This window comes from Sinobacterium caligoides (genome assembly GCF_003752585.1).
GTDB classification, from domain to species: domain Bacteria; phylum Pseudomonadota; class Gammaproteobacteria; order Pseudomonadales; family Sinobacteriaceae; genus Sinobacterium; species Sinobacterium caligoides.
In genome coordinates this window covers 463,495-488,149 of the sequence record NZ_RKHR01000003.1, presented here as the reverse complement: position 1 = coordinate 488,149, position 24,655 = coordinate 463,495, and the positions used below count along the sequence as shown (strand labels likewise).

General features: G+C 49.7%; 24 protein-coding genes and 1 other RNA gene. 17 read left to right on the top strand and 8 right to left on the bottom strand.

Annotated elements, in window-relative coordinates; all coding sequences use genetic code 11:
- Position 1: 1 nt before the first annotated feature.
- The 3 genes from EDC56_RS02365 to EDC56_RS02360 are packed head-to-tail and all read right to left on the bottom strand — an operon-like array spanning position 2 to position 3,776.
- The gene (locus tag EDC56_RS02365; protein WP_162844055.1) at positions 2-2,440 is read right to left on the bottom strand and encodes an intermembrane phospholipid transport protein YdbH family protein; all 2,439 of its coding nucleotides are present in this window, start codon (positions 2,438-2,440) and stop codon (positions 2-4) included.
- A 57-nt stretch (positions 2,441-2,497) separates the two neighbouring features.
- Positions 2,498-2,641, bottom strand: a complete 144-nt coding sequence (locus EDC56_RS19545) for a hypothetical protein (RefSeq protein WP_162844054.1) — start codon at positions 2,639-2,641, stop codon at positions 2,498-2,500.
- A gap of 10 nt (positions 2,642-2,651) precedes the next feature.
- Positions 2,652-3,776, bottom strand: coding sequence for a nitronate monooxygenase (locus EDC56_RS02360; RefSeq protein WP_123710917.1), 1,125 nt, complete (start codon positions 3,774-3,776; stop codon positions 2,652-2,654).
- Between the two features lie 367 nt (positions 3,777-4,143).
- On the opposite strand from EDC56_RS02360, the gene EDC56_RS02355 reads away from it, so the two are divergent.
- Positions 4,144-4,344, top strand: coding sequence for a DUF2788 domain-containing protein (locus EDC56_RS02355; RefSeq protein WP_123710916.1), 201 nt, complete (start codon positions 4,144-4,146; stop codon positions 4,342-4,344).
- Positions 4,345-4,396: 52 nt separating this feature from the next.
- On the opposite strand, the gene EDC56_RS02350 is transcribed toward EDC56_RS02355, so the two are convergent.
- Positions 4,397-5,269: an LLM class flavin-dependent oxidoreductase gene (locus EDC56_RS02350; RefSeq protein ID WP_123710915.1), complete on the bottom strand. Its 873-nt coding sequence runs from the start codon at positions 5,267-5,269 to the stop codon at positions 4,397-4,399.
- Between the two features lie 304 nt (positions 5,270-5,573).
- Here EDC56_RS02350 and ffs point away from each other — a divergent pair.
- The 14 genes from ffs to EDC56_RS02285 all read left to right on the top strand — a co-directional run bounded on the left by ffs (position 5,574) and on the right by EDC56_RS02285 (position 19,140).
- Positions 5,574-5,670: signal recognition particle sRNA small type (ffs, locus tag EDC56_RS02345), an RNA gene on the top strand.
- A gap of 344 nt (positions 5,671-6,014) precedes the next feature.
- A complete protein-coding gene (locus EDC56_RS02340; RefSeq protein WP_123710914.1) occupies positions 6,015-6,722 on the top strand; it encodes a phytochelatin synthase family protein in 708 nt (235 codons plus the stop codon).
- 379 nt (positions 6,723-7,101) lie between these two features.
- Entirely contained in the window at positions 7,102-7,548 is a 447-nt protein-coding gene (locus EDC56_RS19750) for a Zn-ribbon domain-containing OB-fold protein (RefSeq protein ID WP_211333533.1), read from the top strand.
- 10 nt (positions 7,549-7,558) lie between these two features.
- The gene (locus EDC56_RS19745) at positions 7,559-8,062 is read left to right on the top strand and encodes a Zn-ribbon domain-containing OB-fold protein (RefSeq protein ID WP_211333532.1); all 504 of its coding nucleotides are present in this window, start codon (positions 7,559-7,561) and stop codon (positions 8,060-8,062) included.
- Complete coding sequence (locus EDC56_RS02330; protein ID WP_123710913.1) at positions 8,055-9,113, top strand: thiolase domain-containing protein; 1,059 nt, start codon at positions 8,055-8,057, stop codon at positions 9,111-9,113. Before EDC56_RS19745 ends, EDC56_RS02330 begins: the two co-directional genes overlap by 8 nt.
- Positions 9,113-10,297, top strand: coding sequence for a thiolase domain-containing protein (locus EDC56_RS02325; RefSeq protein WP_123710912.1), 1,185 nt, complete (start codon positions 9,113-9,115; stop codon positions 10,295-10,297). The genes EDC56_RS02330 and EDC56_RS02325 overlap by 1 nt, the downstream gene beginning before the upstream one ends.
- Positions 10,298-10,510: 213 nt before the next feature.
- Positions 10,511-12,157, top strand: a complete 1,647-nt coding sequence (locus EDC56_RS02320; protein WP_123710911.1) for an acyl-CoA synthetase — start codon at positions 10,511-10,513, stop codon at positions 12,155-12,157.
- Between the two features lie 125 nt (positions 12,158-12,282).
- Positions 12,283-13,098: a crotonase/enoyl-CoA hydratase family protein gene (locus EDC56_RS02315; protein WP_123710910.1), complete on the top strand. Its 816-nt coding sequence runs from the start codon at positions 12,283-12,285 to the stop codon at positions 13,096-13,098.
- Between the two features lie 184 nt (positions 13,099-13,282).
- The gene (locus tag EDC56_RS02310; protein WP_123710909.1) at positions 13,283-14,428 is read left to right on the top strand and encodes a CaiB/BaiF CoA transferase family protein; all 1,146 of its coding nucleotides are present in this window, start codon (positions 13,283-13,285) and stop codon (positions 14,426-14,428) included.
- A complete protein-coding gene (locus EDC56_RS02305; RefSeq protein ID WP_123710908.1) occupies positions 14,428-15,120 on the top strand; it encodes a nitroreductase in 693 nt (230 codons plus the stop codon). The genes EDC56_RS02310 and EDC56_RS02305 overlap by 1 nt, the downstream gene beginning before the upstream one ends.
- Positions 15,121-15,177: 57 nt before the next feature.
- Positions 15,178-15,945: an enoyl-CoA hydratase/isomerase family protein gene (locus tag EDC56_RS02300; RefSeq protein WP_123710907.1), complete on the top strand. Its 768-nt coding sequence runs from the start codon at positions 15,178-15,180 to the stop codon at positions 15,943-15,945.
- Between the two features lie 565 nt (positions 15,946-16,510).
- Positions 16,511-16,981, top strand: a complete 471-nt coding sequence (locus EDC56_RS02295) for a thioesterase family protein (RefSeq protein ID WP_123710906.1) — start codon at positions 16,511-16,513, stop codon at positions 16,979-16,981.
- A gap of 158 nt (positions 16,982-17,139) precedes the next feature.
- Entirely contained in the window at positions 17,140-18,456 is a 1,317-nt protein-coding gene (locus EDC56_RS02290; protein WP_123710905.1) for a Na+/H+ antiporter NhaC family protein, read from the top strand.
- Between the two features lie 24 nt (positions 18,457-18,480).
- On the top strand, positions 18,481-19,140 hold the full coding sequence (locus EDC56_RS02285; RefSeq protein ID WP_123710904.1) for a DsbA family protein: 660 nt from the start codon (positions 18,481-18,483) through the stop codon (positions 19,138-19,140).
- Positions 19,141-19,239: 99 nt separating this feature from the next.
- Here EDC56_RS02285 and EDC56_RS02280 read toward each other — a convergent pair whose 3' ends face one another.
- The 3 genes from EDC56_RS02280 to ubiU form a co-directional block, all read right to left on the bottom strand.
- On the bottom strand, positions 19,240-20,172 hold the full coding sequence (locus EDC56_RS02280; RefSeq protein ID WP_123710903.1) for a hypothetical protein: 933 nt from the start codon (positions 20,170-20,172) through the stop codon (positions 19,240-19,242).
- A 170-nt stretch (positions 20,173-20,342) separates the two neighbouring features.
- Positions 20,343-21,239 carry a U32 family peptidase gene (locus EDC56_RS02275; protein ID WP_211333531.1) on the bottom strand — a complete coding sequence of 299 codons (897 nt, stop codon included), beginning with the start codon at positions 21,237-21,239 and terminating at the stop codon, positions 20,343-20,345.
- Between the two features lie 2 nt (positions 21,240-21,241).
- Positions 21,242-22,237, bottom strand: coding sequence for a ubiquinone anaerobic biosynthesis protein UbiU (ubiU, locus tag EDC56_RS02270; RefSeq protein ID WP_123710902.1), 996 nt, complete (start codon positions 22,235-22,237; stop codon positions 21,242-21,244).
- 185 nt (positions 22,238-22,422) lie between these two features.
- On the opposite strand from ubiU, the gene ubiT reads away from it, so the two are divergent.
- Both ubiT and EDC56_RS02260 read left to right on the top strand, forming a co-directional pair.
- Entirely contained in the window at positions 22,423-22,911 is a 489-nt protein-coding gene (ubiT, locus tag EDC56_RS02265; RefSeq protein WP_245980630.1) for a ubiquinone anaerobic biosynthesis accessory factor UbiT, read from the top strand.
- 94 nt (positions 22,912-23,005) lie between these two features.
- Complete coding sequence (locus EDC56_RS02260; protein WP_123710900.1) at positions 23,006-23,326, top strand: protease inhibitor I42 family protein; 321 nt, start codon at positions 23,006-23,008, stop codon at positions 23,324-23,326.
- 127 nt (positions 23,327-23,453) lie between these two features.
- Here the strand turns inward: EDC56_RS02260 and EDC56_RS02255 are convergent, their stop codons facing one another.
- Positions 23,454-24,638: a helix-turn-helix transcriptional regulator gene (locus EDC56_RS02255; RefSeq protein ID WP_123710899.1), complete on the bottom strand. Its 1,185-nt coding sequence runs from the start codon at positions 24,636-24,638 to the stop codon at positions 23,454-23,456.
- Positions 24,639-24,655: the final 17 nt, after the last annotated feature.

Here is a 24,655-nt window from a genome sequence, read left to right as displayed (position 1 = left end):
ATTATTTATCCTCAAAGCCTTGTATGACTTGGTCTTCGATGATGTCGCCCATGCGCATGGCTTTCATCAGGGTGAAGATATTCTCTTCGTGGTGGTAGTTAAAGTTGACTTGTTGAGCTTGCGGGGCATTGTACCCCTGTATTTGCATCTTCAACGATAACCAACCCTCAGTGCTTAGATTAACCTGACTATCGATTGCAGTAAAATCTAGATGCTCTAATAGTGATAAAATGTGCCCTAATTCCTGTTGCTGGGCTTTGACGCCATCAAAAGCGGCATTATTCTCTATCCGTAGGCTGCCTTGTCCCTGGTTGACGAGGTAGCCATCTTTGATCTCTACACCAGCGGGGCTGATATGTAGAGGCAGCTGGCCACGTAGGCGGCCGCTGACAGTAATACCGGACTGCTGTTCTAAACTGATCAGTTTGCTTGCGTCAATTTGGTAGGCCTCAATGATCGCCTGTTGCGGGTGGCTATCGATAGTGAGCAGTGGGACTTGAAAGTGACCGTCGAAAACCTGGCCAATAATATTTCGCGCTTCGATATTGCCGTCACGGCTGCCAATGATTGTGTGCAGCTGGGTGATATCGACGCCAACGGAGAGGCGAGTGAGTGATAACGGGGATGGTGAAACATCCAACTTGTTATTTTTTAATTGGAACTTTGGCCTAAAGTTGAAGTTTTCAATTTCGTAGTCTTGATAGTGGCCATTGATGTTAACCAGCTTGAGAGAGGAATCTATCTGCATGCTGGCTAGGTCGACGTTGGCTTTTGCGGCCATCCAGCCACTGCTGAGGTCGAACTGGCTATCGATTTGGCTCAGAAATGGCTCGATGCCGAGTATGCCTTGGCGCGGTAGCTGGATTAGTAGCTTTTGCTCGTGTTGTTGCAGTGTTAGCTCAAGTCCTGCTGGCGTAGTGAACTGGTGATTGCTGGCGAGCTGATTGTCGGACCAGCTGCCTGCGTGTGTTATGCGCAGTGAACCAAGCTTGTAGCCCATTATTTTGCCACTGCGGATTGCCGTCTTGCCATCGAAGCGGGCACTGCCATTGGCTTTGAGGTTTAGGTTAAGCTTGCTGTTGACCGCTTGAAGTGATGTCGTTTCGGCTTGAGAATAATCGGTGAGATCGGCAATACGATTATTAACGAGGCCCTTGAGCTCCCCCGCAAGGCTTCCCGAGAGGTCGAAGTTGCCGCTGATGCCGCTAAGCTTAAGTGTTTTGCCCTGCTGCAAGCTGGCGGCGCTGTACTGGCCGCCGATACTGAGGCCCTTACTGTCGTCGGCGGAGAAATGAAAGGTTGAGCTTAGCTTGTCGGCCTTGATGTCATTTAAGTGAAGGTGTGCTGTATCGAAATGGTTTTTGGGGCTGTTTATCTGCCAATGAGTGTTGCTGTTGCTGTTGCTGTTGTCGGTGCTGGCGCTTAATTCGCCCTCTGACTGAAGATGAGTAGTATGAGGGCCGTTCATGCTCAGCTGATAATGACTTTCTATAGTCCTCATCTCTGTCATGACGAGCTTTTTAAGTTCGAGCAGGTAATGACACTCGCTGCCCTGCAGTTGGAGTGAGGCATGTGTAAGGTAGACTGTCTGATCGTCGATACTGATAGGGGTGTCGATGTTTAGTGTGGCTTTGGTTGGTCTTAAAGAGACAGGAACCGAATCGAGCAGTGCGCAGTGAGGGGTTGGGGTAACAGTGATCGGCAGTTTGTTAAGTAGCGCGAGCCCTTGGTTATTGGCGATGTTGTAGTTAAAGTCAAAGTTCCCTGAGGCTTCAACTAAAGGGCTGCAAGGCCATTCTTCAACGGTGTCCGCCAACTCGATATGATGTTGGCTCTGAAAGTATTGGCCATCGAAATCAAAGGTGGTTTCCAGTAAGGCGTTGAGCGGCATTGGCTGTTCAAACATGAGTGCGAGGTCGGAGAGCTGCCAGCGTATTGCGCCGTGTAGTTGATGTTGTTTAAGGCTGATTCTAGCCTGCCAGCCAGCATCGATAATGAGCTCATTGCTCCGCTGTTGTGATAGGCGTGCTTTGAAGGGCTTTTTAAGCCAGGGCGATGAGATAGCAAGCTGATGAACACTGAGCTGTGGTAGCCACTGAGGAAGCGACCAGCTCCCACTTGTTGTTTTATTGTCAACACTGCTTTCGACTGGGTGGTGCTGGATGTCGATATTATCAACGACCAGCTCGTTACTTGTCATGTCATAGCTGAGCTTGGCCATGTTGATGGTGGCCTGGGGGTGCTCAAGCTGCACGGTGTTTATCACAAGCGTTGCGGGGTAGCTGTAACCCCATCGCAAATGATCGATAACGATTTCTTGCTTTTGCAGCAGGGTATTGGCAAGGCTTGCTGCTAGACGGTCTCGAGACCACCACGACAGGCTCAGGGCTAGTAGCACTATGAGCGCTATGATGATTAATAGAGGGGGTCGCTTCTTCATCGTGTAGAGGGAGCTCATCATTGGCTAATGGATAGGCGCCTGTATCATTTTTCAGAGTTACAGTGATACCGTCAGTGTGACGTATTGGTGCAGAAGAGGGAAGTGAATACCGGTAAGACCTTGATCAGGGCGGTAAAAGTAAGGAGGGGGGGCTAGAAAGAGAAAAAGCCCTGCAGCTGTTGGCTGTAAGGCTTTCGTCATCAGGAAGTGTTTATGCTTCCAGTAGGTCGTTAACGCGCTCTATGCTGTCGGCGTATTCATTCAGTAGACGTTCGATGACGCCGCGTGTGGATTCAACGCTGTTAATTTGGCCAACAACCTGACCGACCGGGTTAAAGGCAACCTTCTGGCAGTCACCTTTGGCGGCATAGTGATGGGTGCGGCGAATCGCATCTCCCGTCACCATGCCTTGCATTGGCATGCCGAGTGGTTCTGGATTGCCTTCGGTAGACCATGCTTCGGTCCACTCGTTCTTGAGCATGCGGCAAGGCTTGCCGGTCCAAGAGCGTGAGCGGATTGTATCTTCGCTGGTGGCGTTGAAGTATGACTGCTTCTGTGCGGGCTCAGCCTCAGCTTCTTCGACGGCGAGCCATAGAGAGCCAGTCCAAACCCCGGCAGCGCCTAAGCACATAGCGGCGGCCATTTGCTTGCCGTTACCGATACCGCCAGCGGCGAGAACAGGGGTGTCGCCTACAGCTTCGATAATCTGGGGCCAAAGTACAATGGAGCCGACGTCACCGCTGTGGCCGCCGCCTTCTCCGCCCTGGGCAATGATGAAGTCGAGCCCAGCCTCACGATGCTGGACTGCCTGCTTAACACGACCACAGAGCGCACCAACAAGGCGTCCAGAGTCTTGAATACGTTTGATAATATCAGCAGGAGGTGTACCGAGAGCGTTGGCGATTAGACGACAATTTGGGCGCTCTAGCGCAACGTCGATTAGCTGAGTCGCGATCGCTTCGTTCCAGCCGAGAAGGCCCATCTTGTCATCTTCATCGGGCCATTCGGGCACGCCGTGATCATTCAAGAGCTTGGCTGCGAAGTCATGATGCTCCTGTGGAACCATGCTCGCGACCATCTCCTCGAGCTTGGCGGGATCCATTTCTCCCATCCCCTCGTATTTCTGTGGGATGACGACATCGACACCGTAGGGCTTGTCGCCGATATGAGCGTCGATCCAGTCGAGCTCTTCGCGGAGCTTATCAGGAGAGAAACCTACCGCCCCCAGTACGCCTATGCCGCCGGCTTTACTGACCGCAACGACAACATCGCGGCAATGGGTGAAGGCAAAAATTGGGCTTTCAAGGCCGAGCTTTTTACAGAGTTCAGTGCGCATAGTATTCCCTATCAATCTTTAATGTGTGTCGATCATCGTGGTTATGATTTTTAGCAAGCCAACTTTATTGCTGAGGACCGGGACCGATCTCATCACCGTTGGCATGGATGATTACTGTGATTTAAGTATCGACAGAGTGGGGGCAGAGGACAATGTTCAAAATAGCTTATGTTAGTGTCATATCTGATCAATAGGGCGCTGTGAGCAGGGGGCTGCCAGCTAGTTTCTGTGGTGTCCGTTTACGTTGAAAGCCGCTGTAGGTTGCTCTTGCCGTGGTATAAGACTGAGGAGAGTGGCTTGTTATTGGGTTGGGGGGATAAATACTGTTATTATTGCCGCTCTTTGCAGTCTCAATATAAGGTGCGCTATGACTGAGGAAGCTTTTGCCTCGTATTCTGTCACTATCCTCGTGGGTGGTTTGATTCTATATATGTTTTACATTATGTATAAACTGGCAAAGGAGTCTAATGCGGGTAAGTTTGGTGGTTTTATTATCTTTGGTGCGCTTGGGCTAGGGGTGTTGGGTTTTGTTATAAAAGAAGTTTTAATTCATGCGCTCAATTTCTAACGCTATAACCTTTTACTAAGGCTATAGCGCGGACTTTCTTATAGCCTAGTGCTTATAGCTTGCTGATAATGGTGTCGGCAAACCATTTAATCTCAGTTTCTTTCTGCTCAAGACTTGCCGTGTCTGGTTGGCCGTTATACGCGTTGCGGAAGCCAACGATGCACTCCGTGACACCGAGCTCTTCTAGTTTTTTCACGCCGTCAACGCTAAACGCGTCGGCAGTTATGGCGTGTATCTGGAAAGGCTTATCTGCGACGCCGTATTCTTCGCGGAACTCTTTCAGGCGGCTGATCAACGGTGTTAGCGTGGCAATATCGCCGCCCGCATGGATCCAGCCATCCCCGACTCTAGCGGCTCGCTTTAGTGCTGCCTCGGCGTGTCCGCCGATCAACAAGGGAACTTGATTATTGGGGACGGGACAGATTTTACACTCGGGGATTTGGTAAAATTCGCTGTCGTGGCCGTAGTATTCGCCTGTCATTAGGCGGCGAATGATGGTGAGCATCTCATCCATGCGCTTGCCACGCTTTGGCCATGGTTCGTTGCAGATTTCAAAATCCTCGATCCAAGGGCTTAGACCGAGGCCTAGTGATATTCTTTCGTTACAGAGAACAGCCAGAGAGCTAATCTGTTTGGCGAGCAAGACGGGGTTGCGTATCGGGGTTTTCAGTACGCTAGTCGTGAAGTGTAAGTTTTCGGTAACTGCACTCATTGCCGCGATGGCCGTAAACGGGTCTAAGAAGGGCATGTTTTCTAAGAAGTTACGAGAGCCGTCACCATTATAAGGGTACTTGGTGTCGGCTATTTTCGGGTAGCAGACGCTATCCGGTAAGCTGATCGCGTCGAAACCGTTTTCTTCAACAGTTTTAGCCAACGGTATATAGAGTTGTGGGTCGGGCATGCAGGGATTGTAGGCAAAACGCATTGGGATAGTACTCTGTGTTAGTTATTGTTGTTGTATCCTTGTCACTCTTGGCTGCAGCGCAGGCATGTCGAGAGCATTTCAGTTCATTGCACTCTATTTTGCGGTGTTCGACAACCCCATTAGCGTGATTGATAAGCCACTTAATGGTCAACGTAATGGTGAACGATTGCACCGGTGTTGAGTTGTTATTTGTCTAGGAGCGAAAAATTGCTCTTTTCTTGCTAGCAACCCTTGCATTGGAGGGGAGGTTTGAGCATAATCGTCCCCGCTTTGAGCCGACAGGCTTGGGCCATTTGTTATGGGGTATCGGTCCTCTCGCAATGATAGATAGCGAACTCCGCCAGGCCTGGAAGGGAGCAACGGTAGTTATCGACTCATGTGCCGGGATGTGGCTGGTACCCCACCCAACTCCCCCCCCCCTTGCATTACTTTCCTCTTTATCATTAGACAATGAACACTTGGCTTCTACTGTCTTTACGATTTACTTTCCTTACCTTTCCATCATGTTGTCGATTTCCTGTGTAGCGTGGTTCTTTAGCGGTGTTTTTGTTTTCTGATATCGCGGTCAAAAAATACGAAAGACTTGGCTTTAGGTCGGTGCCGAGTAATCATGGTTTGAGTACACTGATGCTGCTGAAGTTTGATGCTGCTGAAGTTTGATGGTGAGCAGTTTGATGGTGAGTACTATGATCTGCCGCACTATTTCTAGAGAGCTTTAACTAAAAATAAAACAAAGGAAAGTCGGATGACAATGAAAAAGACGTTAATAGCTTGTGGTTTTTTCATTATCACATTATTGCTCACTGCCGGCGGTTACGTTGTATGGAAATTATACCCCTATGAAAACCCGCAGCCATTAGTCAAGCCATTGATTAGTGTTGATAGCAAAGAAGGTGAGAAGCGCTTATCAAGGGCGACTGACTCGGCTGATTACCCCGCTTTATCGGCCACCTATCAGCCGCAAATGCTGCTTAGTTTTTGTGGTGTTGCAAGCAGTGTGGCTGTACTCAAGGCATTGGGCACAGAGGTTAGTCAGTTTAGTTTCTTTACAACAAAAACCCATGATGTGCGCTCGATTAAGCAGGTTGCTTTTGCGGGGATGTCGCTGGAGGGCTTAGCGGCACTGCTCACGGCGCATGATGTCGAGGTAGTCGTGAAGCATGCTGACGATATTGATGAACAAGAATTTCGTCGCGTTGTTGAGAGAAACTTATCAACCAAGGGAGATTACTTGCTGGTAAATTATCAGCGGCAAGTATTGGGGCAGAAACGCTCAGGGCATATTTCACCGTTAGCGGCGTATGATCGCAGGACCGATAGCGTATTAATCATGGATACGGCGGCACATAAATACCCCGCGACTTGGGTGCCGCTGGGTTTACTGTTCCAATCGATGAGGACGGTAGATGCGAGTGTCGGACAGATGCGTGGCTATGTCGAGGTGTCGCTGTAGTCGGCCATCAACTTACCTTTACCTTGATGTAACAGCCGTTATAAGGCGCCAGTTATAGTTGGTAAATGGCTGTGTAAGTCTACGTTAGTGGCAACGCTTAATGTTGGTTTCCCTTGCGCACAGTATGTGCAGTCCTGATCATATTTGACAGCGATATTGAGTTGAAATGCCATTGTCTCATTGTCTTAGGTATTAAATACTAAATAACGGTAGAAACACTGCCTACGGCGCTTATAAGCCTATTTTGCCGCGACGGGGTTTGCCCGTTATAGGCTTTGTTCGCAGAGTTATTTACTGACAAATTCGATTGATAATCCCCCCTGGCGCAATCAATAAATATTGCGTGAGTGGTTAATAATAACAATTAGGAGAACGACGTATGTCTAGTACCGAGTCTGAGGTGTTAAGCCAGGCCTTTGAGCTAGGTTTTACCTACACACGCTCTACCGGTCCAGTCGTCGGCCGTTTTTTAACGGAATTGCGTGACCGCAAGGTTGTCGGCAATAAAGCGAGCGATGGAACGGTCTATGTACCCCCGATGGAATTTGACCCTAGAACGGCAGAGGAAATCACTGAGTTTGTTGAGGTTGCCGAGACCGGCGTGGTGAAAACGTGGAGCTGGATTGCCGAGCCGCAATCGAAGCATTTGCTGCAGCAGCCCTTTGCCTTTGCCTTGGTACAACTTGATGGCAGTGATGTTCCCATGTTGCATATGGTTGATGCCGGTAGTATCGACAAGATGAAGACAGGTATGAAGGTCAAGGTGCGCTGGGCTGAAACCACGCGTGGCCATGTCACTGATATCAATTGCTTTGAACCAGCCTAGGGGGATTATGATGAGTGAAGAAAAAGAGATGATTACCGGCATGGAAGCGCCGATGTATCTGACATATAACTTTACCGCTGGTGGTGCAACGACACGCTTTTTGGCTGAGTTGCGCAATGGCAAATTGGTGGGGCAGGAGTGTCCTAAGTGTCAGCACGTGTATATCCCGCCACGAGGCTCCTGTGCTGCCTGTGGTGTGCCGACGGTACGCGAGGTTGAGTTGACCAATAAGGCAACAGTGCAGTCATTCACTATCGTTTATATACCGATCCCTAACAACCCGATTAAACCTCCGTATGTTATCGCCAATTTGATGGCAGATGGCGCCCATCAATCGTTTCTGCACCTGATCTCCGATGTTGATAATGCGGATGTACGTATTGGTATGCGTGTTGAGGCTATATGGAAAGCTGAGGAGGAGTGGACCCATGCAATGGAGAATATTCAATATTTCCGTCCACTTGACGAGCCAGATATGCCGATTGATGAGATAGGGAGACTTAAAAATGCGTGATATTGCCATCGTTTCCTTCGCACAGTCACCGATCCTACGGGATGCGGGTGCACAGAACGAAGTTGAGCTCATCATGCCTGTGGTGAGCGCTGCATTGAATGCGGCGGGTTTAGAAGATGTTCAAGGGGTTGACTTCACTTGTTCCGGTAGCTGCGATTATTTGCAGGGCGCATCCTTTGCCTTTGTTGCCGGTGTCGATGCATTAGGTGCGGTTCCTCCGATCAAAGAGTCTCATGTCGAGATGGATGCAGCCTGGGCGCTGTATGAGTCATATTTGAAAATTAAAGCGGGTCAGGCTGATTCTGCGTTGATCTATGGTTTTGCTAAATCCAGCCCGGGCGATCTACCTTTTGTACTGTCACAGCAGTTGGACCCCTATTACTATGCGCCCTTATGGGCGGATAGTGTGAGTTTGGCGGCGATGCAGGCGAGAGCAGGCATTGATAGCGGGGAGTTTACCGCCGAGCAGATGGCCGAGGTGGTGCAGGCCTCCCGTAGCAACGCGAAGAATAATGAAAACACTCAGCTTAAGGGCGATTATAGTGTCGAGCAGCTGCTGGCAGAGCCGGAATATATTGCACCGCTACGCAAGCATGACTGCCCACCGGTTTCAGATGGTGCTTCGGCGATGGTGATTTGCACCGTTGAGAAGGCAAAGGAGTGGGGGTTACCTTACGCAGTGATTAGCGGTATTGAGCATCGTATAGAATCGCATAACTTTGGTGCGCGTGATCTTGCTGTTTCTGAGTCTGTAGTTCTTGCTGCCGAGAAGGCTGGCGTGAGCCAGGGACCGATTGATATCGCCGAGATTCATGCGCCGTTTAGTCATCAAGAGCTGATCGTTAAAAAGGCCCTAGGTCTTGATGATACGACTAAGGTGAATCTATCCGGCGGCCCGTTAGCGGGTAACCTAATGATGTGTGCGGGACTTGACCGTATTGGTGAAGTGGCAATGCGCATAATTAAGGGTGAGGCTAAGCGCGGTGTCGCACACGCAACGAGCGGGCCTTGCCTGCAACACAATATGGTCACCGTACTGGAGGCGAGCTAATGTCAGATAATAATAAAGCGGGCGTCCTCGCTGCCGTCGTCGGTGTGGGGCAGACAAAATATCAAACTAAACGTGGTGATGTCTCTATTGCAGGCATGGTGCGTGAGGCGGCGGTTAATGCCTTGGCGGACGCGGAGCTAACGTGGGATGACATCGATGCCGTAGTGATTGGCAAGGCGCCGGATATGTTTGAGGGCATCGTGATGCCCGAGCTCTATCTGGCGGACGCTCTTGGCTGTAACGGTAAGCCGATGATGCGTGTGCATACCGCAGGTTCAGTGGGCGGTTCGACGGCTATCGTAGCGGCAACTCATGTTGAGAGCGGTGTCTACGACCGTGTGTTAACCGTATCTTTTGAAAAACAATCAGAGTCGAATGCAATGTGGGCGCTATCCAACCCGCAGCCATTCTCCCCACACCTAAACGCTGGTGCAGGCGGTTACTTCGCGCCGATTATTCGTGAATATATTCGCCGCTCTGGTGCGCCATTGGATGTCGGTATTCGCGTTGCGACAAAGGATCGGATTCATGGCTCGAAGAACCCGTTAGCACACTTACAGCTACCTGATATTACTGAAGAACAGGTTGCCGAGTCGCCCATGTTGTGGGATCCATTGCGCTTTCTCGAGGCTTGCCCCTCCTCTGATGGTGCCTGTGCAATGGTTATCGTTAATGAGGAACTGGCCGATAAGGCGACTAAACAGCCTGCGTGGATTCGCGGTACTGCCATGCGCTCAGAGCCGACTATGTACGCTGGTCGTGAAGAGGTTAACCCTCAAGCCGGACGTGATTGCGCGGCTGACGTTTACAAACAGGCTGGTATCACCAACCCTCGTGAGCAGATCGACTGCGCTGAAATCTATGTGCCGTTCTCATGGTATGAGCCTATGTGGCTTGAAAACCTCGGTTTCGCTGAGGAAGGTGAGGGCTGGAAGTTAACGATGGAAGGTGTAACATCATTACATGAGGGAGGCGATACACCATGGAACCCATCCGGTGGCGTCTTGTCATCAAACCCGATCGGTGCTTCTGGCATGATTCGCTTCGCAGAGGCAGCGCAGCAGGTTCGTGGCGAGTGTGGTGATCACCAGGTGCCTAATGCCAAAACGGCTATGGGACACGCCTATGGTGGTGGTGCTCAGTTCTATGCGATGTGGATTGTAAGCTCAGAGAAGCCAGAGTAACTGCTGGCGTATTGAGTCTAATACGATAAGCCTATAGGGATGGTAACCATTGAGAGTGCTTTTTTAACCCTTTAAAGGTAATCGCGCTTGGGGCGAGTTTGCTACACTCGTCTCGAGACTTATACGAATTTCTCCATTTGGCATGTAAGCTGGGTGGCAAAAACAATAAATACAGCGTATTTAACAGACATAATAAAAAGGTGGATACAGACGATGGCTGACAAGCATTTTAATATCGGCGATATGTTCGAAATGGTCGTAGATAGTGTTCCTGAGCGTGAAGCCCTGGTGTGTGGCGATGCCCGTGCGACCTTTGCGGAGCTTGATCAGCGTGCTAATCAGTTGGCCCACAGTATGAAAGAGAAGGGCGTAAAGGTAGGCGATCATGTCGGCCTTTATATGTACAACTGTAACGAGTATATCGAAGGTATGTTGGCCTGTTTTAAGCTACGGGCTGTACCTGTCAACGTTAACTACCGCTATGTTAATGAGGAGTTACTTTATATTTTCGATAACTCCGACATGGTGGCCTGTATCCATCACCGTGAATTTTCCTCGGCGATCGCAGAGGTCGGTGGTCAGTTATCGAAGCTCAAGACATTGATTTCTGTCGAAGATGGCAGTGATGCTGACTTCGATATTATCGGTGCGGTTGAGTATGAGTCGGCGCTTCAAGGTCAGTCTACGGCGCGCGATTTCGGTGAGCGCTCTGATAACGATATGTTTGTGCTGTATACCGGAGGCACCACGGGTATGCCGAAAGGTGTGATGTGGCCGCACAAAAACGTTTTCTATGCAGCTATGGGCGGGGGTGGTTTCTTTAGTCCGCTGGGCCCGATCGAGAAGCCAGAAGAAATCCCTAGCCGTATCGGTGAAAATCAGATCATCGGTATGCCATTAGCGCCGCTGATGCATGGCGCATCCTGGTGGTATGCCTGTATTCAGATTCTCTGTGGTAATAAGCTTGTCTTGAACCCGCTGCGCTCATTCGATGGTGAGGGAATTTGGGCTGTAGCGGCAGAAGAGAAGGTTAACTCTATTCAGATTGTCGGTGACGCGATGGCAATTCCGTTACTCGACGCTCTAAAGGGCAATGAAGATCGCTGGGACCTTTCTCCTGTTTTTAATATTGGCTCTGGTGGTGCAGTGTTCTCGCCGGCCAAGCAGGACGAATTTAAAGCAGCCTTCCCCAATGTCTTTATCACGAATGCGTTCGGTTCCTCTGAGTCGGGGAATATGGGCATGGATAACGGCAACAAGAAAGAGGGTGACTCCAGTTTAGGCAATGTTCAGCGTTCGGAGTTTATGGATGTCATTATCGAGGGTGATTCACCGGAAGAGTGTCGTCACGCGAAGCCGGGTGAACAGGGTATTTTTGCTCGCTCTGGTTATATCCCTGCTGGTTACTACGGCGACCCAGTGAAAACGGCGAAGACATTTATCGACGTTGAGGGTAAGGGTAAAATTTGGTTGCTGACAGGTGATGCTGCGACGTTAGAGGACGACGATACCATCACTATTTTTGGTCGCGGCTCTAACTGTATTAACTCAGGTGGAGAGAAAATATTTCCGGAAGAGGTTGAGCAGGCGTTAAAGGCTCATCCGGGAATTTTTGATGCTTTAGTCGTAGATACACCAGATCCTCGTTTTGGCTCTAAGGTGACTGCCGTTGTCTCTATTCGTGAAGGCTTTGATGTGACGTTGAAAGGTGTTCAGGAAGAGGCGCGCAAGCTTATCGCTGGTTATAAACTACCTCGAGAGCTGCATGTTGTGGCTGAGATTCCTCGTGCGCCGAGTGGTAAGCCGGCCTACCCTAAGGCGAAAGAGATCGCACTGAGCGGAAATTTTCTCGTCAGCTAAATAAAGACGGCTTTACGAAGCTGTAACGGGTAAGACAGGCGTGGCTTGCTCAGAAACAATCAAAAAAGCGAAGGGCGGCGCTGTTGCCCTCGCTCTTAATGTTATAGCGTTGCAGGAGAATAATAATGACAGAGCTTGCGATCAGTACTGACAATTGCATTGTCGAGAAAAAAGGGAATGTACTCGTTGTTACCCTCAATCGACCTGAGAAAAAAAATGCTTTTAGCCCGGCTATGTTAGTCGGTTTATACAAGGCTTGGCGTTTGTTGGATGAGAGTGACGACCTTCGCTGCGCCGTTTTGACCGCTAATGGCGACACTTTTTGTGCCGGTATGGATCTTGGCGCGGGCACCGAAGGCGGTGAGGATGCGGAAGAAATTCAGGCAATGATGCAGTCCGTCCCCAACCTACATTGGCAGGCATTGCTGCGAGAAGACGTGCCAAATAAGCCGATTTTGATCGCCGTTGAAGGTTTCGCCCTTGCCGGTGGTACTGAGATTTTACAGGGTACTGATATTCGAGTTGCGGCAGAAGATGCTGTTTTCGGTGTCACCGAAGTGGCGCGTGGCTTGTACCCAATGTCGGCATCTACGATTCGTTTGCGTCGACAGATTCCCTATGCGCTGGCGGCGGAAGTGTTATTAACCGGCGAGCATGTGTCGGCACAGAAATGCGCTGAATGGGGTTTGATCAATCATGTCGTTGCTAAGGGACAAGCTTTGGCGAAGACAATGGAAATTGCTGAGAAGATCTGTGCTAATGGTCCGCTAGCTGTGAAAGCGGTGATGCAGTCGCTGCGGAACCACGATGAATCGATGCCGATGGCAGAAGCTTTGGCAAAATCCGATGAGATCGCCTGGCCAGTTTTTGCTACTGAGGATGCAAAAGAAGGAATGAAGGCTTTTAAAGAAAAGCGCCCTGCAGTTTTTAAGGGTAAGTAATTCGTTGCTTTTGTGCGACAGCTGCTCGTTGATTCAAGCAGCTATTAGTCAATATGCTTGTGTATAAATTACTGCTAAGAGTTTTTTATACAAAGGTATTGGCCATTTGATATCCCCACCTTTAATTTTAACAATAGCGAGCGTCTGCAGAGATGTGACGCTATTGATATAGGTAGTAGATTCTATGGGTCCACTTTCAGGTTTTCGTATCATCGAGATGGCGGGCATCGGTCCTGGCCCGTTTGCCGGTATGTTGTTATCGGATATGGGGGCGGAGGTGATTCGCATTGATCGCACCAGTGCCAACATGATGTCAATGGGGGCCAACCCTGCCGATATTTGTGCGCGTGGGCGGCAGTCAATTGCGGTTAACCTTAAGGACCCCGAAGGCATTGAGACTGTCTTACGGTTAGTGGAGACGGCCGACGCAATCTTTGAGGGCTTTCGACCGGGGGTTATGGAAAAGCTCGGGCTAGGACCTGACGTTTGTGCTGCACGTAATGAGAAGATTGTTTACGGTCGTATGACCGGCTGGGGACAGACTGGGCCGCTATCAAAGGCGGCGGGGCATGATATCAACTATATTGCGATCACCGGCGCTTTAGATGCGATTGGCACCGCAGAGTCCGGGCCTGTTGCGCCGCTGAACTTAGTGGGAGATTTTGGTGGCGGCTCTATGTATCTGGTCACCGGGATGCTGGCGGCCCTACTTGAGGCAAGTCGAAGTGGCAAAGGTCAGGTTGTAGACGCTGCGATTACCGATGGTGTTATCTCCTTGATGTCTACGATGGCAGGCTTTCAGGCGATGGGGATCTGGGATAATGAGCGCGAGAACAATATACTCGATGGTGGTGCTCACTATTACGATACCTATGAGTGTAGTGATGGTCGATGGGTTTCGGTGGGGTCGATTGAGCCGCAATTCTACGCTTTGCTAGCCAAGTTGCTTGAAGTTGACCTCGGCGAACCTGGGTTTGAGACGCAATTTGATAAGGCGAGTTGGCCGAAGTATAAACAGCGCATAGCGGATAAGTTTAAAACTAAAACGCAAGCACAGTGGTGCGAGGTCATGGAAGGAACCGATGTCTGTTTCGCGCCAGTACTTAATCAGAGCGAGGCGAGTAGTCACCCGCATAATGTTTCTCGTCAAAGCCATATTGATATCGAAGGCATTAAACAGTCTGCACCAGCTCCTAGATTCAGTCGAACGGTTAGTGAGGTGCAAGGGCCCGCTGTTGCAGCGGGGGAAAATACTGATGAGTTATTACAGGGGTTGGGCTTGGATGCAGAACAGATCGGTAAGTTACGTGCTGCTGGTATCGTAAGCTAATGACAGTAATAACGGCTGCAGCAGTGTCGAGCTCTGTAGAGGAGGTGATTAGGTGCCGTCGATCGGTGCGACACTTTCAACCACAGTGTATTGATCAGGCGCTTATTGAGAAATTGTTTAAGTTGGCTCAGTGGTCACCTTCTGCGGGTAATATGCAGCCGTGGCGCAGCTATGTCGTCTCAGGTGAGCGTTGCCAGGAGGTGCGTAGCAAGTTGTTACAGGCTGTACGTGATACTCAGCAGTACCCACCGGAGAAGCTCCGTCAGCAGCGTTTAAGCTCTATTTATGCCGAGCGAAGGCAACAGCTGTTAGCTCGGTTGTACGCCGCTTTTGGCTTCAAGGGCTCGAACAAGTACTGCCGTCATCAGCTGGCGGAGGAGAACTTTCAGCTCTACGGAGCGCCTCACTGCGTGTTTATCTTTGTTGAGCCTGGTTTTGATGACCTGGTTGGGCTTGATATTGGTATTTATGCACAGAGCTTGATGTTGGCGATGGAAGCTAACGGTATTGGTTGTGTCGTACAAGCTGAGCTTTGTGCATATTCGAAATTGATTGCTAACCAGCTGGGGACTGACGATAGTCAGCGGCTCATGCTAGCGATTTCTTTTGGTTATGAGCAGCAGGGCTCCGCGATAAATGAGTCGTCACGTAAAAGAGCGCCGCTCTTTGAGACGACGACTTTTTACAGTTAAGTTAGAAGGCATTAGTAAAGATAAAAATCATGCAAATGGCATAAAGGAAGCGATCAGATGAGTGATACCGTACTTAAAGAATTGCAGGACGGCGTGTTAATACTGACGCTGAACCGACCAAAGAAAAAAAATGCGTTTAGCCGTGAGCAGTGGCAAGCATTTGCTGATGCGATGACAGAAGCGAATAACAATAGTGCTGTTGCTGCAGTATTGGTTACAGGGGCGGGAAATGATTTTTCTTCGGGGACCGATCTTAATGATTTTACAGAAGAGCAGGGTGATGCTCCTCATCCCTTTGAAGCTTGCGCTGAAGCTGTGATGAATTTTGATAAGCCTTTGGTCTGTGCGGCTAAGGGTATTTGCATTGGTGGTGGTGCGACACTAATGCTACATGCTGATATTGTTTATGTTGGTGAGAGCTTGCGTATGCGGTTCCCGTTCACCAATCTAGGTTTGGTGCCAGAGTTTGGCAGCAGTTACTTACTGTCGCAGATTGTCGGTACACGTAAAGCTGGTGAAATCATGTTACTCGCGGAGTGGATGGGGGCTGAGCGTGCGATGGACCTAGACCTCGCTACGGCAACTTTCAGTGACGATAAGTTGCTGGATTGTGCTCTAGATAAGGCCAAGGAGCTGGCGCAGTGGCCGATTAACTCACTTGTCGCGACTAAGCGGTTACTGAAGGCGGATCATCGGGCAGGGCTCGAAGCGGCATTGAAAGCAGAGGCAAAAGAGATGGTGCGTTTGGGTGGGTCGCCTGAAAATATTGAAGCGGTCATGGCTATTTTAGAAAAGCGCAGCCCGGATTTCTCTCAGTTTCGTTAATAGAGAGCTATTAATTTTTTCTACATGAGAAAAGTGATTGTGACATGAGCCGGTTTTTTGCCGGCTTTTCTTGTTCGTTAGGGCTGCTTTGTTTTTACGGCTGCTGAATGTTTGCGCTATGGTAGTTAGCGCTTGCGGTGTCCCTAGGTTGATGGAAGCAGCCGATGGTGAAAATAACTGCTACTCCCAGGGCAATGGGAAGCGCAATGCTCAGCAAATGTTTGATCACCCTTTTCATGGCAAACCGTCTCGTAAAAATTAATGCCCCGACAATATGCTTATTGTGGGTAAGAATAACCTCGTTTTTATACTTATTAATATGCGTTGTAAGCTTCGGGAAATACCTGCGTGGAAAATAGCGCTAGTCGGTTATTTGTTTGTTTTTACAGATGTTCTAACTGATAACTAAGTGGCGACGGCCAAGGAAACTTTTCCATGTCCGCTTGTTCTATATCATTACTATTAATAGGAATAATAAGTTGTGTAAGAAGTGATGACGCACGAGACCTGGAACGTTAAAATAACGGCTTAAGTTGACGTCGAATTACCGTGTAGAGAGAGCATCATGCAGAGCTTAACAGAAGTATATCGCTGTGAGATCGACCCGCAATGGGTTGACTACAACGCGCACCTCAATGACGGCTACTATGCTTTGATCTTTAGCTTAGCGGGAGAAGGCTTATTTGAGGCGCTGGGGCTCGGTGCTCAGTGGCGAGATGAAATGCAGCGCACCATCTTCACGCTCGACGTGCGCACACGTTATCTTCGAGAGGTGCATGCGGGGTCGACATTGAGTATCAGGGCGCAATTGCTCGATTGGGATTCTCGGCGGATGCATTTCTTGTTATATATGTTTGTTGATGGTGATAGCGTAGTGCGGGCGACATCAGAGCAAGTTGTCATGTGTATAGACCCGCAAGTGACGCGAGCGGCTGCCTTTGACTCGGCCGCCCAGCAACGTATTGCGGCATTGTTGGAGCTACATCGTGATGCAAAGAAGCCTGTGACTGTCGGTCGACCACTGGGCTTACGTTAAGCTGATTGGCAGCCTTGTTACGGAAGCTGCTGATGTGGCGTCAAATATATGCTGGCTTAGGACTCAAAACGGGTAAAAGTTGATTTAGATGTGGTCTGAGTGACTATACTTAAGGCATAGTCTGCGCCTAATTATGCATTCAACTTTTGGGACATTTGATGAAGACATCGAGTCAGGGGCGTGCTATCGCTCTATTGCCATTTCTATTGTTCGTCGCTCTATTTGTCGGTACCGGTACTTATTTGAGTATGCAGGGCGTTGATTTCGCCTTTTACCAATTGCCAGCCCCTATTGCTATTCTGCCGGCGATTGTACTGGCAGTCTTATTAAGCCGAGATAAACTCAACGAGACGATTGAGTCTTTTATCGGGGGTGTGGGTGACAAAAGCATTATTGCTATGTGCCTCATCTACCTGCTAGCTGGCGCGTTCTCGTCTGTGGCTAAGGCGACCGGTGGCGTTGATGCTACCGTTGCGCTTGGCTTGTCGATTATTCCTGCTTGGTTCTTGTTGCCGGGTATCTTTATTATTTCGGGTTTTATTGCCACTGCTATGGGGACGTCAATGGGGACCATCGGAGCGGTGGCGCCAATAGCTTTGGGGGTGGCCGAAAGCGCAGGAATCCCGTTGCCATTAATGGCTGGTGCAGTGCTTTCAGGGGCTACTTTTGGTGACAACTTGTCAATTATCTCTGACACCACGATTGCCGCGACTCGTACTCAGGGTTGTGAGATGAAAGATAAGTTCAGGGAGAACGTCTCCTTGGCAATTCCGGCAGCGCTGGTTGCCGCTCTTTTGTTCTTTGTTTTGAGTGGTGAGACCGTTGCCCCGGAGCAAGCTGATTTTGCCTGGCTGAGCGTTTTACCTTACCTGACAATTCTGGCGCTTGCCGTTTACGGTGTGAATGTCTTTATTGTATTAGCGTTAGGCCTACTGCTGGCCGGTGGTGTCGGTATGTCGACAATCGATGATTATAGTTTGGCTAGCTTCGTCAGCGATATTTACGCAGGCTTTACCAGCATGCAAGAGATTTTCTTGCTGTCGCTGTTAATTGGTGGCTTAGGCGCGTTGATGGAAAAGCAAGGTGGCTTGGCATTTATCGAAGCTAGCGTGACGTCAATTATTGCCCGTCTTAGCGGTGGTGGAAAAGATGATCAGCGCACGGCTGAGCTAGGTATTGCCAGCAGCGTATCGTTAACCAACTTGTGCACGGCTAACAATACAGTAGCGATTATTGTGACGGGCAATGTCGCTAAGGATATGGCGGCGAATGCACAGGTGAGCCCTAAGCGCGCCGCGAGCCTATTGGATATTTTTAGTTGTATTGTGCAGGGGCTCATCCCCTGGGGCGCACAAGCATTATTACTGGGGTCTATCTTTACACTCTCCCCATTAGCTGTTGTTGAATTCAGCTTCTACCCCATGCTTCTAGCATTGGTGGCGTTAAGCTCTATTGTGTTAAAACGACGCAAGTAGCGTCTTACTGATTAGGTATATACTATGAAGAAACCACCCGTAATTATTTTTGCTGCAGTCGTCGTGCTGTTGCTAGTCATTTTTGCCGTTTTTAGCTTTGAGCAAACAGCAAAGAACCGCCCCGCACCATCAGCTGCAATGGTAGAGCCTCATTTGTACCGTGACTTTTCTCCTGTCCTGGGGGCCGATAATGCTAAGGTGACCATCGTTGAATTTATGGACCCTGCCTGCGAAGCTTGTCGCGCCTTTTATCCTTTTGTTAAGCAGCAGTTGGCACAGTATGATGGCCAGGTGAAATTGGTTATGCGCTTGCTACCATTTCATCGGGACTCCGACCAGGTTATTGCAGCGCTTGAAGCTGCTAAGCAGCAAGATAAGTATTGGCAGGCGTTACATGTCGCGTTGAAGTATCAGGCTGACTGGGCGATTAATCATACTGCCCATGTTGATAAGTTGTTGCCTCTATTGGCAGAGGTTGATATTGATATCGAGCGGTTGAAAAAAGATATGAAGAACCCCGAGATTGCCAAAATTATTGCGCAAGAGAGCCAGGATGCACAGAGTTTAGGCGTGGACAAAACCCCCAGCTTCTTTGTTAATAGTAAGCCTTTAACGCAGTTTGGTTACGATCAGCTGGCGGAGTTGATTGCAGACGAAGTGGCGGCAGAATATCCCGCTCAGTAGTTGATATTCTTGCACCTGATCGGGGCGGGGAACAAAAACGGTGGGTACAGTAATGTACCTGCCGTTTTTTTTGGCTAAAAAATGTTTTTTAATGAGGTCTTACTGGTCAACTCGGTCGACGAGGTGTTGAGTGAGTTTCTCAGCGTCTTCTATCAGTAGTGAGGCCTCTCTGTTTTGCAGCCGCGCACGTAACCAGGGCTTGGCGAGCATAAAGAGAGTGGGCGTCAATGATAAGCTGGGTAGTAACAGTTGAATACTTTGGCCCTGTTGATTAATGATGATAGTCACCTCTCCCTCCAAGGTACGGTTACGGATGCTGAGTAATTCAGGGATTATTGTGGAACCTTGGTTTTGTAACTGTTTGAGAGTATGAGCAACATTCAATAACTCACTGCTTACTTGTTGACACACTTTGCGTTTTTGCCCTAACTGCTTGAGGGTGCTGAATTGCAGTAAAATGCCTTCATCACTTCGGCAGGCGGGGCCGTATTCTTGAAAGCTCCAACGGGTTTTCGTTTGCCTATCAAGCTGGGTAAGAGGGTCGTAGATCACGCCGACATCGCAATTATGTAGTTTACAGAACTGTTCTGCTATGGCGCGTTCGAGCCGCCCTTGGTCCTTGGGGTTGGGACTGGTGATTAGGATGGCATGCTCACCTACGCGGATCTGAGCGTTATTGTCTCGATTAATGCTTATTTGAATTACTTTTTCTCTGTCGAGCGTGTTGGCTTGGGCTGTTAGATTGTTGGCGTAGCGATCGACAGAGGCGGCCCAGCGGCGAGCGCGCTTACTTTTTGGACTGTTATCCTTAGCGGCCATTCTGGCGCGTTGTGCTTGACGATGGAAACTGTCAGCGAGGTGGTTAAGTGCAATATGAATGAAGTCTGCACGTTGTTCTAAGCTGTAGCCATTGAGATTGCTGACTAACTGGCTATAGGAAATATCATGAAGCTCGTTCTGAGCTTGAGCAGCTTGGCTCCAGGGCGCGAAAGCGCAGATTATTAATGTTGCAACAAGACAGAGCTGTCTCATGATAGGCGACTTTTCCCTAAGGTCAACGGAGTAGTAATCCCGGTATCGATGTTTGTTATTGAAAACACTACTGGCCGTATGGTTTGTTATGCAATGGCCAGTAGTCGATACCAGAAATGTGAGCGTGCGATGATAGTAGCGTGTTTGCTCAGCCCTTTGCGAGCGACTTGTTAAACTTGTTGCTCAGTATTCAGCATTGTCATGCCAGTGAGGTTGTGCCAGTAACCATTGCACTCGCCTCCAGTCGCGATGTTGTCTGTGAGGCCGAGCTCTGCTGTACGTTTAAACTGTTCGGCGGTTTCTAAGCTATTGAGGCTGAGCGGGCTGATGCGAACAATATCGACTAAGCCTTGCATGCTGGGAATGTCGTTGATGAGGTTGTAGCAGTAGCCGGATTGTGTCTGTATGCCGTTAATTGTGAATAACGCTTGCCCCTCTTGGCTATTGACGGTTAAGCCCTGTGGGTATTGGATACAGCACTGTTGGCAGTCGCTCTTGGGACGATTCTCATGACGGCTGGTAAAGCAGCGAGCAGAATAGGCGAGTGGTAAATAACCGTAAGCAAACACCTCGCGCTCGAAACCCATGTCACAGCCTAGTTGCTTTGCCTCGGAGATGACATCGAGCAGCCATTGTCGTGATAGCTCGACAGGCATGACCCAGCGTTGCATGCCAAGCTGGCGGAGTTGCTGCAGGGTATGAGCGTTGTAGCAATTAATCGCAGCACCGACAACGAAGGGGAGGCGCTTGTTACTGAGTATGCCGACGGCCCCCATGTCATTAGCCTCGAACAGCAGCTTGTCGTTATCGCAGTAGCGCTGTAACAGTTTATGGTCTGCGGGGGTTTCGAGAAGCGTCTGAGTTGATAATACAATTTGTTTGCCGCGGTCCTGAAGACCTTCGGCAAGTTCTAACCACTCGTTAGGTGTTAGCTCTGTGCGTTTGCTGCAGACGGTTTCGCCCAAGTAAATGACATCGGTCTGGCTGTCGATGGCGGCCTCGTAGAACTCGACCATGGACTGTCTTCCCCAGTGATAAAGTACGGGGCCTAATGAAACTTTCATCATGGTTACTTCCAAGAACGGTGGTAAGCACCCAGAGTGGTCTGGCTGCCTTCAGAAAGGTTGGCGAGTGTGTCGTGCCACTCGGTTTGAGCCCGGTAAGTGTCAGGAGTTTGTACTGCGCTATCGATAGCTTGGCGCCAAACGGTGGTGATTTGTTCGACGTAGGCCGGGCTGCGTTGACGCCCTTCAATCTTCACAGAAACGACGCCTGCCTGGATCAGCTCGGGTAGCATATTGATCGTACTGAGGCTGGTAGGCTCCTCTAGTGCGTGATAAATATCACCCTCAACCTCGAAACGGCCCTTACATAAAGTCGGGTAGCCAGCACGCTCGTTATCTTTAAAGCGATCTATTAAGACACCGCTGAGACGAGTTTCGCGACCTTGCTCGGTTTCCTTCCACTCGACATACTTTGCGGGTGAGCAGGCGCCAACGGTATTAGGCGACTCGCCGGTGAGATAGGAGGATAAGTAGCAGCGTCCTTCGGCCATTATGCACAGGCTACCAAAGGCAAAAACTTCAACGGGCACTGGACTTGCTGCCGCGAGCTTCTCAACATGGGCGAGTGACAATACCCTAGGTAAAACTACCCGCTTTATATCATAGAGTCGGTGATACAACTCTATGGCCGATAGATTGGTGATAGAAGCCTGAACCGATAGGTGTAATTCGATATGCGGGTACTGACGGTGCGCGTACTCAAGTACGGCCATATCGGCAATAATCAGGGCGTCGACGCCGAGCTCAGCGGCTTTATCAACGGCGCTCTTCCACCAAGAGAACTTGCCGGGGTGGGCAAAGGTGTTGATGGCGATATGCAGTTTTTTGCCGTGTGCGTGACAGTAATCGACGCCTTTAGCGAGGGCCTTGTCAGAAAAATTAAGGCCGGCGAAGTTGCGTGCATTGGTTTCGTCTTTAAAGCCGATATAAACTGCATCGGCACCGCAGTCAATGGCGGTTTTTAGTGCAGGTAGGCTACCGGCAGGGCATAGCAGTTCCATTTAAGGACTCCCTAGTAATATGCGGCTATATTACGGCCGAACTAAGCGCGGCCGTTTGATATAACGCAGCGAAGTTTGGGGTTGTTCGGGTAAATTAGCACGGTCGCTGATAGGACAAAGGCAGAGCGTTTTTCTTGGTTATTGAGCTATCAGTTTTATATTGTTTAATTTCTACGGGTAATATCATGTCATTACTGTCTACTGCTATGCGTCTTGCTGTTAGAAGGGGGCCGAGACTCCTCGCCAAGCCTTTGTCGTTACTGCCTGCAGCAGTGCAGTGTCGTCCCGTTGAGTTGGCGTTAAACAAAGTATTTGCTGAAGCGATAGAGGATGAGGCTTTCGACTTTTTAGAAGGTCGCTGGCTACGCATTCAGGTGTTAGATATGGCGCTGAGCTGGGATGTAGGCTTTAACGGAACGCGTCTCGTCGTGCAGCCTAACGAGGGCGAGGCTGATGCGACGTTTAGTGGTGCAGCCAACGACTTGATTCTGATGGCGAGTCGCAAAGAAGACCCCGACACGTTGTTCTTCAATCGTCGCCTTTCTATTGAGGGAGACACGGAATTAGGTCTCGCGGTGAAGAACCTGGTTGATAGCATTGATCGGGATGAGCTACCGGCAATGTTTAATAAGTTGGTCGATAAGGCGGGTACAGCGGTGCAGCAGTACGCTTAGGCGGTCGCTTGCAAAAAGTACTGTCGAGTCTAATATTCTGCTCTAGGTAGCATTACGTTGTTAAGTTGATGAAGAGTTTGGGGGGGGGGGAGAAATGGACAATCGAGAGGGTGTGGTATTGCCGTTGGCGGTAGAGGTTGGTCATCCATTTGTTATTGAACTCGATGAGAACCTGTCGACAGGCTTCACTGTCTGCTTGATGGAGATGCCTGAGTGCCTGGCCCTTGTTGCCGATGAACCGGTGCAGCCTGATGGCGATAGAAGGGTGGGGGTGTTTGGCCGCCGGCGCTTCACATTTGTTGCAGTGAAGGCCGGTGGAGGAGCGTTAAACTTTAACCGTATAAAGTTTACGCACCCAGAGCTGACTATTGTTGAGCGTTCTGCCTCAGAACAACGGTTTGTGGTTGCCGAATAATTAAACGCTAGTTTCTGTTACTTGTTAAAGCTTTGCATTCAGTAGAATTGATGTGCTGACAACACCTCCCCCTTCAATGAAAGGGGGAGGGGGGCGTTGTTATAATTCGTGGTTGTAAATAGCCCTGTTACGCGAGTGTAGCCACAGATTTGAACACCAAACGTATAAGTTCAGCTTGCCGGCTGACACCGCTTTTAGAGAATACGGACTTTAGCTGCGCTCGAGCAGTATGTTGGCTGACACCGAGAGCTGTGGATGCTTCGGCCAAGGTGAGGCCGTGAACGAGCTGCAAGGTGAGTGCGGCCTCGGCTTTGGTGAAACCGAACAGCTGCTGGATAGTGTCTCTCGTGGTGGTGGCCTCTGATTGTGGGTCACTAATGAAGACGGCTACTGAGGGCCCACTGTGACTATCGGTAGATTGTGATTGAGGGACTGGGCGGACGACAATGCCTAAGTCAGATTTACCGCTGGGACGTTGTACCCGGCTTGCCTCAACCATTTGTATGGAATGATGAGTGGCTGCATTGATGACCTTATTGAGACGCTTCTTAAAGGCTTCGTCATCCTCTTTATCGTCGAGAACAAGTTGTTTTTGCACAACCCTAATACCGTCTTGTTGTTCAAGTAGTTGCTTGGCAACGTGGTTGGATTTTAGTACTTCACCTTGTTCATTTAGCAGGATGGTGCCCATGGACATTTGCGATACGGCACCGGCGTAGAGATCGCGCTCTGACTTAGTGCGTTGTAGTTTGCTATGGATCTCAACAGCACGACAGAGGTGCGGCATAATGCGCTGTAGCAGTTGACGCTCTATATCGGCAAATGCACTCTCCTGCTTACCTCTTGTGGCGCGAAAACGGGCCGAGTAGCCATCACAAGTGCGCGTATCGGCACCGAGGATATGGAAAACACCGGCAGGCTCAAGATACTGTTTGTAGAACTCGCTGGCAGTGAGCTCTTCGTCAGGCATTAGTTCGGTCAGTGTGATGACTTTGCCGCAGGGGATGTCGGTGAATGGGTCTAGAGCAAAGAAGTGTTGCTGGTAAGCTGTAATGGCCCAATCTTTCGGCTTGGAGGCGTTGTTGACCTGGTTGCCTCCTGAAGGACTGTGTCGGTAGTTGAGAATCAACCCATTAATATCCTGTGAAGGGGGGCGCAGAATCAGCGAGACTCCATCAGCCTTAAGCTGTAGGCAGATTGCGGTGAGGAAATGCTGCCATGGCGTGGTGTCTAGCGCACCTTGATAGATGGTGTCTAGCAACCGGTCATAGCTGGATAAATGTTCAAAGTTATTGCTGTTGTCTACACTCATTTGGGTAATTATTACTT

What these genes read in the sequence shown, in the direction of transcription:
- EDC56_RS02365 (WP_162844055.1), bottom strand. Translation starts at nt 2,440, where the DNA reads ATGAAGAAGCGACCCCCTCTATTAATCATCATAGCGCTCATAGTGCTA.
- EDC56_RS19545 (WP_162844054.1), bottom strand. Translation starts at nt 2,641, where the DNA reads ATGACGAAAGCCTTACAGCCAACAGCTGCAGGGCTTTTTCTCTTTCTA.
- EDC56_RS02360 (WP_123710917.1), bottom strand. Translation starts at nt 3,776, where the DNA reads ATGCGCACTGAACTCTGTAAAAAGCTCGGCCTTGAAAGCCCAATTTTT.
- EDC56_RS02355 (WP_123710916.1), top strand. Translation starts at nt 4,144, where the DNA reads ATGACTGAGGAAGCTTTTGCCTCGTATTCTGTCACTATCCTCGTGGGT.
- EDC56_RS02350 (WP_123710915.1), bottom strand. Translation starts at nt 5,269, where the DNA reads ATGCGTTTTGCCTACAATCCCTGCATGCCCGACCCACAACTCTATATA.
- EDC56_RS02340 (WP_123710914.1), top strand. Translation starts at nt 6,015, where the DNA reads ATGACAATGAAAAAGACGTTAATAGCTTGTGGTTTTTTCATTATCACA.
- EDC56_RS19750 (WP_211333533.1), top strand. Translation starts at nt 7,102, where the DNA reads ATGTCTAGTACCGAGTCTGAGGTGTTAAGCCAGGCCTTTGAGCTAGGT.
- EDC56_RS19745 (WP_211333532.1), top strand. Translation starts at nt 7,559, where the DNA reads ATGAGTGAAGAAAAAGAGATGATTACCGGCATGGAAGCGCCGATGTAT.
- EDC56_RS02330 (WP_123710913.1), top strand. Translation starts at nt 8,055, where the DNA reads ATGCGTGATATTGCCATCGTTTCCTTCGCACAGTCACCGATCCTACGG.
- EDC56_RS02325 (WP_123710912.1), top strand. Translation starts at nt 9,113, where the DNA reads ATGTCAGATAATAATAAAGCGGGCGTCCTCGCTGCCGTCGTCGGTGTG.
- EDC56_RS02320 (WP_123710911.1), top strand. Translation starts at nt 10,511, where the DNA reads ATGGCTGACAAGCATTTTAATATCGGCGATATGTTCGAAATGGTCGTA.
- EDC56_RS02315 (WP_123710910.1), top strand. Translation starts at nt 12,283, where the DNA reads ATGACAGAGCTTGCGATCAGTACTGACAATTGCATTGTCGAGAAAAAA.
- EDC56_RS02310 (WP_123710909.1), top strand. Translation starts at nt 13,283, where the DNA reads ATGGGTCCACTTTCAGGTTTTCGTATCATCGAGATGGCGGGCATCGGT.
- EDC56_RS02305 (WP_123710908.1), top strand. Translation starts at nt 14,428, where the DNA reads ATGACAGTAATAACGGCTGCAGCAGTGTCGAGCTCTGTAGAGGAGGTG.
- EDC56_RS02300 (WP_123710907.1), top strand. Translation starts at nt 15,178, where the DNA reads ATGAGTGATACCGTACTTAAAGAATTGCAGGACGGCGTGTTAATACTG.
- EDC56_RS02295 (WP_123710906.1), top strand. Translation starts at nt 16,511, where the DNA reads ATGCAGAGCTTAACAGAAGTATATCGCTGTGAGATCGACCCGCAATGG.
- EDC56_RS02290 (WP_123710905.1), top strand. Translation starts at nt 17,140, where the DNA reads ATGAAGACATCGAGTCAGGGGCGTGCTATCGCTCTATTGCCATTTCTA.
- EDC56_RS02285 (WP_123710904.1), top strand. Translation starts at nt 18,481, where the DNA reads ATGAAGAAACCACCCGTAATTATTTTTGCTGCAGTCGTCGTGCTGTTG.
- EDC56_RS02280 (WP_123710903.1), bottom strand. Translation starts at nt 20,172, where the DNA reads ATGAGACAGCTCTGTCTTGTTGCAACATTAATAATCTGCGCTTTCGCG.
- EDC56_RS02275 (WP_211333531.1), bottom strand. Translation starts at nt 21,239, where the DNA reads ATGATGAAAGTTTCATTAGGCCCCGTACTTTATCACTGGGGAAGACAG.
- ubiU (WP_123710902.1), bottom strand. Translation starts at nt 22,237, where the DNA reads ATGGAACTGCTATGCCCTGCCGGTAGCCTACCTGCACTAAAAACCGCC.
- ubiT (WP_245980630.1), top strand. Translation starts at nt 22,423, where the DNA reads ATGTCATTACTGTCTACTGCTATGCGTCTTGCTGTTAGAAGGGGGCCG.
- EDC56_RS02260 (WP_123710900.1), top strand. Translation starts at nt 23,006, where the DNA reads ATGGACAATCGAGAGGGTGTGGTATTGCCGTTGGCGGTAGAGGTTGGT.
- EDC56_RS02255 (WP_123710899.1), bottom strand. Translation starts at nt 24,638, where the DNA reads ATGAGTGTAGACAACAGCAATAACTTTGAACATTTATCCAGCTATGAC.